Origin of the sequence: Rufibacter tibetensis (genome assembly GCF_001310085.1) — a bacterium.
Classification (GTDB): domain Bacteria; phylum Bacteroidota; class Bacteroidia; order Cytophagales; family Hymenobacteraceae; genus Nibribacter; species Nibribacter tibetensis.
Genome location: NZ_CP012643.1, coordinates 4,386,490 through 4,399,071, shown reverse-complemented (window position 1 = coordinate 4,399,071; position 12,582 = coordinate 4,386,490). Strand labels below are relative to the sequence as shown.

The window sequence follows — 12,582 nt, the reverse complement described above, 5'->3', positions numbered from 1 at the left end:
AAAGGAGATTTATAAGCCTTTCTTTTGTTCCATTTAGTTAAGACTCATTTCCATCTACAAACTTCCCGTGTTTGGGAATAGCGATGGTGTCAAACTCTTCTACTAGTTTTCTTAAGCCGGTGGTAAGGGCTTCTCCTTCCATGTGTTTGCCGTGACCGGGAATAATCATTTGGGGGTGCAGGGCTTCCAGTTTTCTGACGGAATCCCAGGCGGCGGTCCAGTCAGTGGTGAGGTAACGGGGTGGTCCTTGTATCTCCTCGGTTTGCATAAGTACTTTGTAGAACGAATCCTGCTTGACGGTGATGACCGCATCTGCTGAGATAAGGGTTCTGTCACTTTCCCGGAAGAGGGCAACTTGTCCGGGTGAATGACCGGGCGTGAACACCCAGTGCCATTCGGGAAGTTCAGGTACGGTGCCATTTTCCGGCAACGGAAGCAGCTTCGCCTGGCTTATGTTAATGGGTTCATTGGGGTAAATGGAAGAAATCTTGGCGAGCATCCCTCCTTCTACTGAAGTGTCTGGTTCTGGATAAGCCTGCTGTCCGGTCAGGAACGGGAACTCCAGAGGGTGCGCGTACACCGGAACATCCCATTCTTCCAGCAACCAAACTAAACTGCCTACGTGGTCAAAGTGACCATGCGTTAAAATGATGGCAGCCGGTTTAGCGGTACCCCCGAAAATGCTTCTGGCGAATTCTAGTATTTCTTCTGAACATTTAGGCATGCCGGCATCAACCAATACCCAATGAGAAGAAGTACCGATCATGACAAAATTCACGATCTGGTTTGTGTAATAATAGACATCTGGTCGTGCTTGCCAGGCCTTGCCTGAGGCGATGGAAGTCATTGGGATAAATTTGTTATCCTCGCTCTGCCGTAAGTTAGAATCCATAAGTTGTTAAATTAGTGAGTACTTGTTTCAACCTCCTGTTCCTTTCCATGACTTTTTACCCTAGACTTCTCCTTTGATTATGATCATCAAATAGGTTTAAGGCTTGTTTTGGCAAAATCAATGAAGAAACAGATTGTCTCGCTACCAAGATTTCTTGTTACAACTCTTTAGGTATAAGAAAAATAGGTGCGGGTGGCTTCTCTAGAAACGTAACCTTTAGGAGAGGGTTTTGATCGTTTAACCGCCACTCTGTTATGAAATGGCGAGGAAAGCGGCAGCAGGGTTCGGGGATGGAATCCCATTAAAAAGCATAAAAAAAAGCCCCACCTGTATAGGAATGGGGCAACGGAGATTTATAGAAGTAAAAGCCGAAATAAAATCAATCTACCCTAACCCTGCTTCTTTGGCCAGCGCCACTAAATCTGCAACGTTGGTGGTGCCTAGCCTGGCCTGGATGTTACGGCGGTGGGTATTGACGGTGTGCACGCTAAGGAAGAGTTTGTCGGCAATGACTTTGGAGCTTAGTCCGTGGCACACCAGGTCCAGGATCTCTATCTCCCGGTTACTTAAAGTTTTAAAGAGAAGCTTATTTTTATGTTTCAGGTTTTCCTGCAGGGCCGTGATTAGCTGTTTTTCGGTGTTCATGCGCGGACTCATGTCTACGTCTACGCACAATATCTCCTTCACCTGTCCCTCCTGGTTTTTTTTGAAAGCCTTTGCCCAACCAATAAACCATTTATACTCTTTCTGTTCTTTGTGCTTGGCCCTGAACACTCCCCCAAACTCAGCTCCTGAAAACTCCTGGTAGTGTCCAATGCTGTCTTCGGGTATGTTCATGTCTTCCGGGTGCACAATTTGCTGCATGTACTCCAGGGCGCCCATGTTCTTGATTTCCTCTAAGGTGTAACCCAGCGTTTCTTCGTTTGTTTTGTTGCACCAGACAACCCCCTTCTGCAAGTCAGAAACATAGATGTTAGCAGGTACTTCATGGATGACTCTCTCCAGAAAAGCACATTTCTCCTTCAACTCCTTAACCTGCTGCTCCAGTGCTGTTAATTGGGTAAGCGATAAATCCATGTGGTATAAACTTTTCAGATAATCCTCCTGGCGTGCTCCTGTTCCTTACGTTTTGGTTGCCGCCTCTCACAGGGCAAACTCCTCTACTTCCTGCACCTGACCTGGCGCAAGATTCCCTAAGATAATACTTCCAATCCGAACCCTGATAAGGCGAAGCGTAGGAAATCCTACTGCTGCGGTCATTTTTCTTACCTGGCGGTTTTTACCTTCAGTTAGGGTTATAGAAATCCAACTGGTGGGCCCATGCCGGTCGTCCCGTACCCGGCGAGATCTTTCCGGAGAATCAGGAGCCGGGTCTAACCGGGTAGCTACGCACGGGAGCGTGAAATAAGGCTGTTTTTCGTGCGAGATCTCTATGCCACCTTTTTGTAATTGTACAATGGCTTCCGGGGTGATGATCCCATCTACCTGGGCATAATATTCTTTCTCTACTTTCCGGCCCCGTACATATTCGCTCATTTTGCCATTGGTGGTCAGCAACAGCAAGCCTTCACTGTCCTGGTCTAGCCGCCCAATGGCCATGGTACCCGCAGGAAAGTCATACAAGTCTCCAAGTAATTTCTTGTTTTTGGGATTGCCGATGAACTGGCTTAGGTAGCCGAAGGGTTTGTGCAGGATGAAGTGGCGATGGGTATTCTCAGGTTCAGGCAAAGGACATAACGTTATGGCGTTAATTTCGGGAAAACAGGACAGAAACAGAAATTAGCTACAATCTTAACTCTTCCAAAAACAAAGTACTCACCTGGAAGAACAGTAAATTGCGCTGGTGCAATGCACCTTCGTAGGCATTCCTATAAGCAGGTAATCAGGTTATCTGTCTTTCAACCCTCAATTTACAGTGCTTACTTCATCCAAACAGCGGATATTCTTCCAACACAATATAAACAGGGTGTGGCGAGGCTAACTGTGATTGCCAGAGCGCAATGGAAGAAACTGGATAGACAATATCTTCAGGAGGAGAAATGATGGGCAAATCGCGTGGTACAACTCCCTCCTTTTTAAATCGGCAGAGCGTCACGTGCGGAATAAACTTTTCCTGTTTGGGTGGCGCTGAGGAAAGGGCTTGCGTTAACTCCTGGCTGAGGTTTGAAAATGTTTCGTTTAGGGTAAAACGGGCCCAAATCAAACGCGGTGATCTGGGTTTTGGACCGGGTTCCAGTTGTTCTAAGGTAAGGTTGAATGGGGAATGCCGCTGTGCCACCTGCGCCAGAGTCTGCCTGATAAAAGTATCTTCAATGGCAGGTACGTTTCCTAGAAAGTACAAGGTCAGGTGAAGGTTCTGCTCCGGCACTGCCCTAATGGCTGGATCATCATACGCCTGCCGGGCCTGTACCAGATAGGTGATAACTTCATCTGGCAACTTGGCCGCTATAAATAAACGGTTAGTGTCTTTCATCTTATTTTTAGAAAAATGACCTAAAACTATACACTACTTCTACGTCACAAGACCTAACATCAGCCAACCCCAGAATAGGATTAATTCAAAAAGACCTCAATTTCGAATCCCTACTTCTTAAGCATCAAACAGCTTTTTAGGTGAAAAACGTTTGTTGCTCTTCTAAAACAACTTCACCTTATTTAACATATCTGCATAAGTTGATATGGTTTGCTTTCAAAATTTACAATTAGATTCTAAAAACAAGAATACAATTTAAAACAGCAGTTTGTAAAAACCAGCTTCTCACCTAAATGCAATTATTGTGATGATTTAAAAAAATAAGGCTTTAAAAATATTTTATATAAACTTTTAACCAGATTGTTTAAAAAACTATCTCCAGCTCTATTATTTTATTAGACAATTCATATTCATTATAAAATTTAACATAAGAATAAAATCCGGTTTTATACTTTTCGTCGTAAATGTGTTCATAAAGCTTACTAAGTAGTAAGTGGTTATTAATCACCTAACAATTAAAGCTTATGAAAATTTTTACGGGAGTCAAACCCAAGATTTGGGTAACGGGACTGGCGATAGCCGGCCTGTTTACCGCAGGTGTTACCAGTAACTACCTGGAATCCTCAAGCCACAGGGAAGCCCCCATTATTGCAAATGACCCGTTAGCGGATAATACGGACGTTTACGCTTTCCGGAGTCCCACCAACCCTAACAACGTGGTGATTGTCGCTAACTTTATCCCTTTTCAGCTTCCACACGGCGGACCAAATTATTACAATTTTGGAGAGGACATTGCCTATGACATTAGAATAAAAAACAATGCCCGTACCACTTACGACGATGTTATTTATCGTTTTGAGTTCAAAAAGGTAAACGAAGACCCAACCACTTTCTTCAAAATAAGACTGGGTAAAGAAAATCAAAAAGCTACTTACACCATCAACAAAAGCTTAGACGGCGGTAAAACCTGGTCTATGATTCTGAAAGACGGTAAAGTAGCTCCTTATAATGTAGGGCCTCGTTCTATTGAATCAGCCGTTGGCTTGAACTCCAACTATGATGCTTTGATGAAGTCAGCCATTATGAGAACGTCTGATGATTCAAAAGTATTCTGCGGTCCAGTAGACGATCCATTCTTTATTGATTTAGGTGGTATCATGGACTTAGGCAATATCAGACCACAAAATGCGCCTGATGGACTTGCCAAGTTGAATGTGCATACCATTGCCATGGAGATTCCAATCTACCGGGTAACTGATTTCTTCAGACCAATTGACCAGGCCTTCAACATTCTTGACCCTAGATTTACCATTGGGGTTTGGGCTTCTGCCAGCCGTAAGCAAATGACGGTGAGAAATACAGATGGTACCATGACCAGCTCAGGACCATATGTACAGGTTTCCCGTTTAGGTATGCCGCTTACAAATGAAGTAATCATTCCTATTGGCCGTAAAGATGAGTGGAATGCCACGCCATCTTCTATGGATAACAAGGATTTTGAGCAGTATTTCGTAAATCCAGAACTTGCCTTGTACATGGATGATTCTAAATTTGGCTCAGCTGTACCAGGCTTTGCTCCTTTAAGAATCCAAACCAAATCTTTAGGTACCTATGACTTCAGAAATGGTGCTCCAGGTTTGTATCCTTTACTTGGTAATCCGGCTACCCGTGGTACCGCACTAGATCCTAATTTATTCGGTAACTATCTACTTCGCCCTAACGCACCACGTTCCGTCGATTTACTTCCGATCTTCATGACCGGTGTGCCAAACCTGCCACCATACCAGTTGGCAACAGGAAAAGGCGGCAATCCGCTGGCCAAAGGCAAACCGTTCATCAACAACTTCCTGCCTACTTTTGGCGATATGCTGCGGATCAACATGGCGGTACCAGTTACTCCACGTAATTCTCCAGATTTCAGTAGCTTGGGGTTAGTACAGGCAGCTGTTCTTGGTTTAACAGATCCGCGCTATAACACCAATACCGACCTGGAGTTTATTCCTAACATGGACGGTTTCCCGAACGGACGTCGTTTAGAGGATGACGTAACCCGCATTGAATTACAGGCGGTAAGTGGCGTAGTATTAGCCGCTATTGGTTTGTGGTACGATGATTATGTACCAGGTCAGAGCCCAGTAACTCAGGATTTAGTAGATGTGTTAAGCTTCACCGATGGAGTTGACAAAAACGACAAGGAGTTCATGACGCAGTTCCCATACGAGGCAAAACCATGGGAAGGATTCTCTGACGGACATATCGCCATCAATTGCGACGTGAACGGCAACCCTATGCCTATGACTTCTATTGCACCAGGTGCCAAAATGAACCTTGCTGCTCCTGAGGTGGCCCTGCAACAGGTAGAGAACTTCCCTAACCCGGCCAGAGATGTAACAACCTTCCGTTACAAAATAGGTCAGCCAAGTGAAGTAACCCTGCAGATCTACAATGAAACCGGTGTTTTAGTGGCCTCGCCAATGAAAAAGGCGAAGAGAGCCGTAGGTGTTCATGAGACTGTTGTGAATGTGAAGAACCTAAAAAATGGTATCTACTTTGCCCGCATCCAGACGGGAGCAGATACCTTCCAGACCCTTAAGTTCATTGTGAACAAATAAAATAAGCAAAGACCGGCACCATTGGTGCCGGTCTTTCATTTCTTTTTCTACCTTTTATTTCCTCTGATATGAAAAAAAGCTACATATACTTAACTATTTTGGCTACTTCCTTTTTGGTGGCATTTGGATTCTTTTACCTGTACAAAGGCAAACAGGATCCGGCTGTTCCGCAGTTGAAAGAAAGGCAGGGACCTATCTCCACCACCAGTGAATGGTTGAACACCAAGGCGGCCATTGCCGGACTTCAAAGAACCTTGCGTGAAAAGCCAAATGACCACAAAAGCAAATTATTGCTGGCCCTGGCTTACATGCAGGAAGCCCGCGTAACCGGAGATCACCCTTACTACTACCCAGCCGCGCTTAAGCTGATAAATGAAGTATTGGATGACAAACCTGAAGAGGCGGTAATGGTGTATGAAGCCACAGTAGCCAAAGCCTCTATTCAACTTTCATTGCACCAGTTTGACAAAGCGTTGGCAACTGCCAAAGAAGCGCAAGCCATCAATGACAGAGGTGCGGCAGTATACGGTGTCATGTGCGATGCCTATGTGGAACTAGGCCAGTACGAAGAAGCCATTGCTATGGCCGACAAAATGACCTCACTGCGCCCTGATCTTAAATCATATTCAAGAGTGTCATACCTACGGGAAATACATGGCGATTTGCCTGGTGCTATTGAAGCCATGGAAGCCGCTGTAAAAGCAGGTTTTCCAGGGTTAGAGCAAACCGCCTGGAGCCGGGTAAACCTGGGTCATTTATATGAGAAGACCGGTGACCTTGCCAAAGCTGAAATACATTACAAAATAGCTTTAGTAGATTACAAACAATACGCCTTTGCCTTAAGTGGTTTAGGACGCATTGCCATGAAAAAAGGGCAGATTAAAGAAGGACATGACCTTTTTGTAAAAGCAGCCAACACCCTACCAGAGTTTACCTTCCAGGAAGAATTGGTGCGGTATTACCAAAAACAGGGTCAAAAAGGAAAAGCAGAAGATACCTTAGAAGAATTAATTGAAGGCATGGAAGAAGACCAGGAAGCCGGTCACATTGTGGACCTCGAGCTGGCCAATATTCACATGGAATTGAAGAAAGACTATCCGCAGGCGCTGGAGTATGCCCTGAAAGAATACGAGAGAAGACCAGACAACATTGACGTAAACAAGACGCTGGCCAACATCTATTACCACATGCAAAATTATCCTAAGGCTTCTGCGCATATCAAGAAAGCAACCCGCACCAACAGCCAGGATGCAGAGCTCCTTTGCCTGAACGGCCTTATTGATTATAAATTAGGCAAACTTGCCGCCGGTCAGAACCTGATCAGAAAATCTTTTACCATTAATCCATTTCAGATTACCCCGGTTTCTTTAGAAGGAAAAAAACTGTTGAGTTCATCGCTCTCTAAAATCTAAAAACCAGGGGTATGAGAAAGGGATGGTTATTCCTGCTGCTGTGTCTAACCATAGCCCAGGTAACGTATGCGCATGAGGTATCCATAAAGGGGGTGGTGTACAGCAAAATCACCAACACCCCCCTTGAAGGAGCCATAGTATCCATCACTCAACTGGAAAAAACCTCGGTGACCGACCGGTTCGGGAAGTATGCTTTCCATAACCTGAAAGCCGGGGAGTACGAGGTAAAAGTCTCCTACTTGGGCTTTCTGCAGGAAGTACAAACCGTTTCTGTGACCAGTGGCATTCCGGCTGTTCTTACCACGCACCTGGAAACCAGTAACCTTGAGTTGCAGGAAGTATCAGTAGTGGCTAAGCGGGAAAACCCCCTGCAACTGATCAGTGCCGTAGATGCCCAGTTACGCCCTATCCATAATGCGCAGGAAATGCTACGCATGGTACCGGGCCTGATCATTGCCCAGCACGCGGGTGGCGGCAAAGCCGAACAGATCTTCCTGCGGGGCTTTGACATTGACCACGGCACCGACATCAGCTTAACCGCCGACGGCATGCCGGTGAACATGGTCTCGCACGCGCACGGCCAGGGTTATTCTGATCTCCATTTCCTGATCCCGGAAACCATTGAAGCCGTTGATTTTGGGAAAGGACCTTACCACGCGGACAAAGGCAACTTCGCCACCGCAGGCTACGCCGATTTCAGGACCCGCAGTGTGCTGGACCAAAGCATGCTTAAATTTGAAGCGGGCCAGTTTGATACGTACCGCGCTGTGGGCATGGTGAATCTGCTGGGGCAGAACGCCCGCAACAATCAGCAGAACGCCTACATTGCCTCTGAGTACCTGTTCAGCAACGGCTATTTTGAATCGCCTCAGGGCCTGAACCGGTTTAATGTGCTGGGCCGCTACCAGGGCATCTTCAACAAAAACACCATCTTAACGGCTTCGCTGTCGGCGTTCAAGAGCAACTGGGATGCCTCGGGGCAGATCCCGGAACGGGCCGTAATGGACGGCAGCATTGGTCGGTTTGGCGCTATAGATGACACCGAAGGCGGCTACACCTCCCGCTACAACGCCAACATCACTTTAGACAAAACCCTTGGCAACGGAGCCCTCCTAAAGAACCAGGCGTATGCCGTGAAGTACGGTTTTGAGCTTTATTCCAACTTTACCTTTTTCCTGAACGACCCTGAAAACGGTGACCAGATAAGGCAAAAGGAAAACCGTGAGATCTACGGGTACCAGAGCAGCTACGAGCAGGATTTAACCTTTCTGGGCTTTCCGCTGCGCCACAAAATGGGGGTAGGATTCCGGTACGATGACATTCATGATTCAGAGTTGTCGCGCACAAAGAACCGGTCTACTACTTTGTCCCAGGTGCAGAAAGGCGACATTGACGAGCTCAACGCCTTTACATATGTAAGCGAAACTTGGGAACTGACGCCGCGGTTTACCGTGAATGCCGCTTTACGTGCCGACCGTATCTTCTTCACTTACCGGAATGCCCTGGCAGAACAAGACATACCAGCCGTGCAAAAGAACGCGCAGAACCGCTTCAGTCCGAAACTGAACCTGACCTATGCGGTGTCACCGGTGGTGCAGGTTTACCTGAACTCAGGCATGGGGTACCACTCTAATGACACCCGCGTTTCTGCAGGCACCAGCGGAAGAGAAGCCTTACCCGCTGCCCGGGGCACTGACCTGGGACTTACCTTTAAGCCCGCTAACCGCTGGTTCCTGAATACAGCCCTGTGGTTCCTGGATTTGGACCAGGAGTTGGTGTATGTAGGGGATGAAGGGGTTGTGGAGCCCTCCGGTAAATCTCGCCGCTACGGAGTGGATGTTTCGGTACGTGGCCAAATCACCGACTATTTGTACCTGGATACCGACTTGAACCTAGCCCGCCCTCGGGCACGCGATGAAGAAAGAGGCAACGATTACATTCCCCTCGCTCCTACCATCACCAGCACCGGTGGTCTGAGTTTCCAAAATAAAAAAGGATTTAAAGGCAGTATGCGGTACCGCTTTGTAGGAGACCGGGCAGCCAATGAAGACTACAGCGTGACTGCCAGCGGTTACTTCCTGCTAGACGCGGTTGCCAGTTACACCTACAAGAATCTGGAGTTTAAGCTAAGTGGCGAAAACCTGTTGAACAGCAACTGGAAAGAAGCGCAATTTGACACCGAGTCCCGCTTAGCCGGAGAGATAGATCCTGTCTCAGAAATCCATTTTACCCCAGGTACTCCATTCTTTCTCAAGTTCGGGGTCGCTTACACATTTGGAAAGTAATTCTATAGCTGCCTGGTACAAGCTTTCTCTTGTTTAAACAGGTGAAGGATTTTCAGAATTAAGAAATCATAACTACTTCCTGTTAATCAGCCTTATACTTCTGGTGTAGGGCTGATTCTTTTTTATACCCTCGCATTAAAGTTATCTACATCAACGCCCCAAATAGAAATTTACCCCACCAGTCTTAAACTGCTGCTTGAGATGGCTTATAAGGCAACCTGAATCTTAGGTGTTTTTTGAAAAACAGGCGGTAAACCTTTCTCACGTTAAAACTGTGAACGGCAGAGATAATGCTTTCTCTTAAATTAAGTAATCCTCTCCCCTGAATTCCATGGCACCTTCTTCAACTCCTTATAAAGCCTTTTCATAAGCTGTTGAACAAAGACCTTTCTTGAATATTGAGCAAAACACATTATCATGCGAGTACAATAAATTAGTAATCAGAAGGATGTACCAGAACTTCTACGTACCTTATGCATCTAGCAAGCAGTAAGCTTCTTATCCAGTAGCAGGTTGAATTAAAACAGCTGAGGATGGTCAACATGTTAATCCTTTTGGCGGGATTTGTGACGCTCATTATTGGCGCTGACAAACTGGTGGATGGTGCCTCGGCGCTGGCTTGTAAACTGGGTATTCCCAACATCGTGATCGGGTTAACCATTGTGGCGTTCGGGTCTTCGGCACCGGAATTAGTGGTCAACCTGTTTGCCGCTTACAATAACAACACTGAGATGGTGCTGGGAAACGTGTTAGGAAGCAACATCTTCAATGTGCTGGCAACGTTGGGGCTTTGTTCCATCATCTACCCGTTAGAAGTAAAAACCAACACTACCTGGCTTGAAATACCCCTGAGTTTGCTGGCGGCTCTGGCCATGCTCATTATGGCCAATGATGTTTGGCTTGACAGGGCTCCCTATAATTCCATTTCACGGTCTGAAGGGCTGATGCTGCTGCTCTTCTTCGCGATATTTTTGGTGTACAACCTAAAGCTTGCCAGGAAAAGCTCCCCGGAAGAACATGTTCAAACCTACAACTACACATATCTGAAAGCCACTTTGTTTATGTTGCTGGGTTTGGCAGGTCTTATTATTGGGGGCCGACTGATTGTAACCAGTGCAGTTAATATTGCGCAGCTCTTCGGGTTATCAGAACGCATCATTGGCCTTACCGTGGTATCGGTGGGAACTTCGCTGCCTGAACTGGCTACTTCTTTGGTAGCCGTCAGGAAAAGAAACGTAGACCTTGCCATAGGGAACATTGTAGGTTCCAATATCTTCAACATCTTCTTCATATTGGGTTTATCTACCCTGGCGAACCCACTGCCCGTGAGAACCGGTACGTTTTTAGACATCGCGGTGAATCTTGGAGCTGGCATGCTGCTGTTCCTTTTCATCTTCACCGGACGGGGCCGTCAATTAGTGCGTTGGGAAGGCACAATCCTCTTTTCAATGTACATAGCGTATCTCATCCTCCTAATCAACCAAGAATAAGGATACATCAAAAAGCACCGTCTACATCGATATGAATGCCTTGGCCTATTACCACACCACAACACTAGAACCTCTCTTCGGCAGAAAACGGAGGAGTTGAAAATCAGTCCCCAAAACTGATCATTCCTCTAGATGGAGAGACAATTGCTTTGTAGAGTGATGTAGAAATACCACTCCAATTATTCAAGAAAAAGGTTGTTAGAGCTACTAAGAAAAGGTGGCTTCTATTAACCTCTTTTATTTTCCGGCTTCTATGGTTATTCCATGAGTTGCTCAACTACTGTCTTGCCTCCACGTAAAAAGAGAACCCTTTTAGGGGAACACCCACTAAACAGACGTAGACCATGGAAGAGAATAATAAAAAAGAGCAAGACCCAAATCCAACCCAGGGTAAGAAAAGCGAAGCAGATCCGCACGCCACCTACAACCCAGACTCCGAAGAACTGAGAAACAGCGTTTCTTCTTCTACTTATGATGCTGGTTCTTCAGGGAATACCGGCCATGAAGGGTTCCTCTCCCGCAAGGATGAGGATGATTTGAAAAGCAGAACAGACGAGCCTGAGAACAGGTAGGCATCCGGCTGCACAGGATAGTAAAAGCAAAAGCCATAGATGACTCTATGGCTTTTGCTTTTAGCGCAAGTTACTAGACACATTTCAGTAGTTGATTACTAAAGGAGCATGGCTACGAAACATTCTTTACAACTGACTTGCTGTAATTACATATAAAAAAGAGAGGCTGTTTCAAGCTTGCTTTCTGTAAAACAAGCTTGAAACAGCTTCTCTCTTTTCAGGAACAGTTCTGGTTCCTATCTTTAACTATTTGATAGCAACCGGAACTTCCAGGTTCTCCCATAGTAAGGAGAAACCTTTAGGGGTTATGTTGTAAGCCAAAGCCTCATTCATTTTGGCTGCTTTCTTAGGCGTCACATTTACCGTTAACACGTTGTTGGCTGGATCAAAGTTGGCTCCCTGGCGGTTGGTTCCCCATTGGCCCGTTTGCGAGTTGAAGATGATCTGCCATTCTTTCTCACCTGGTACCATAAACAAGCTGTACTTGCCCGCCTTCAGGGCTTTGCCTTGTACCATGATGTCTTTGTCTGTGGTGAAGGTTGTGGCTTCGTTCGCACCCGCTCTCCAGGCTTTGCCATACGGCACCAGCTCTCCCCACACCTTCCGTCCTTTCACCGACGGGCTGCTGTAAGCAATAGAAATGTTGGCGGCACCCACTTTCCCAGTAGCCGTTTGCGCCGGACTCGCTTTCGGTTTAGGAGCATCCTGGGCAAACACCGAAGATGTCATGGCTAACAGGAAAAGAACTGTTAGTACTAAGAAGTTTTTCTTTTGAGAATTCATAGTTGAATTTTGTTAGTTACACCTCTAAAATTACAGGTTTTTACTTCTAAACGAAATGTTTAA

10 protein-coding genes are annotated in these 12,582 nt (G+C 46.1%); 5 read left to right on the top strand and 5 right to left on the bottom strand.

All coding sequences use genetic code 11. The features are described 5' to 3' along the window. Positions 1-37 precede the first annotated feature (37 nt). The 4 genes from DC20_RS17980 to thpR all read right to left on the bottom strand — a co-directional run bounded on the left by DC20_RS17980 (position 38) and on the right by thpR (position 3,365). On the bottom strand, positions 38-892 hold the full coding sequence (locus DC20_RS17980) for an MBL fold metallo-hydrolase (protein WP_062545095.1): 855 nt from the start codon (positions 890-892) through the stop codon (positions 38-40). Between the two features lie 384 nt (positions 893-1,276). Further along, entirely contained in the window at positions 1,277-1,969 is a 693-nt protein-coding gene (locus DC20_RS17975; RefSeq protein WP_062545094.1) for a LuxR C-terminal-related transcriptional regulator, read from the bottom strand. A gap of 66 nt (positions 1,970-2,035) precedes the next feature. Beyond that, positions 2,036-2,620: a pseudouridine synthase gene (locus DC20_RS17970; RefSeq protein ID WP_062545093.1), complete on the bottom strand. Its 585-nt coding sequence runs from the start codon at positions 2,618-2,620 to the stop codon at positions 2,036-2,038. Positions 2,621-2,816: 196 nt separating this feature from the next. Beyond that, on the bottom strand, positions 2,817-3,365 hold the full coding sequence (gene thpR / locus DC20_RS17965) for an RNA 2',3'-cyclic phosphodiesterase (protein ID WP_062545092.1): 549 nt from the start codon (positions 3,363-3,365) through the stop codon (positions 2,817-2,819). Positions 3,366-3,889: 524 nt separating this feature from the next. Between thpR and DC20_RS17960 the strand changes: the two genes are divergently transcribed. The 5 genes from DC20_RS17960 to DC20_RS17940 all read left to right on the top strand — a co-directional run bounded on the left by DC20_RS17960 (position 3,890) and on the right by DC20_RS17940 (position 11,736). Continuing rightward, the gene (locus tag DC20_RS17960) at positions 3,890-5,977 is read left to right on the top strand and encodes a DUF4331 family protein (RefSeq protein ID WP_083470374.1); all 2,088 of its coding nucleotides are present in this window, start codon (positions 3,890-3,892) and stop codon (positions 5,975-5,977) included. A 68-nt stretch (positions 5,978-6,045) separates the two neighbouring features. Further along, positions 6,046-7,389: a tetratricopeptide repeat protein gene (locus tag DC20_RS17955; protein ID WP_157593235.1), complete on the top strand. Its 1,344-nt coding sequence runs from the start codon at positions 6,046-6,048 to the stop codon at positions 7,387-7,389. Positions 7,390-7,400: 11 nt separating this feature from the next. Continuing rightward, positions 7,401-9,674: a TonB-dependent receptor gene (locus DC20_RS17950; protein ID WP_062545090.1), complete on the top strand. Its 2,274-nt coding sequence runs from the start codon at positions 7,401-7,403 to the stop codon at positions 9,672-9,674. A gap of 533 nt (positions 9,675-10,207) precedes the next feature. Then, complete coding sequence (locus DC20_RS17945; protein WP_062545089.1) at positions 10,208-11,164, top strand: calcium/sodium antiporter; 957 nt, start codon at positions 10,208-10,210, stop codon at positions 11,162-11,164. 344 nt (positions 11,165-11,508) lie between these two features. Next, entirely contained in the window at positions 11,509-11,736 is a 228-nt protein-coding gene (locus DC20_RS17940; protein ID WP_062545088.1) for a hypothetical protein, read from the top strand. Positions 11,737-11,982: 246 nt separating this feature from the next. On the opposite strand, the gene DC20_RS17935 is transcribed toward DC20_RS17940, so the two are convergent. After that, positions 11,983-12,519 (bottom strand): DUF2911 domain-containing protein, encoded by a 537-nt coding sequence (locus DC20_RS17935; RefSeq protein ID WP_062545087.1) that lies wholly within the window; start codon positions 12,517-12,519, stop codon positions 11,983-11,985. Between the last annotated feature and the right edge of the window lie 63 nt (positions 12,520-12,582).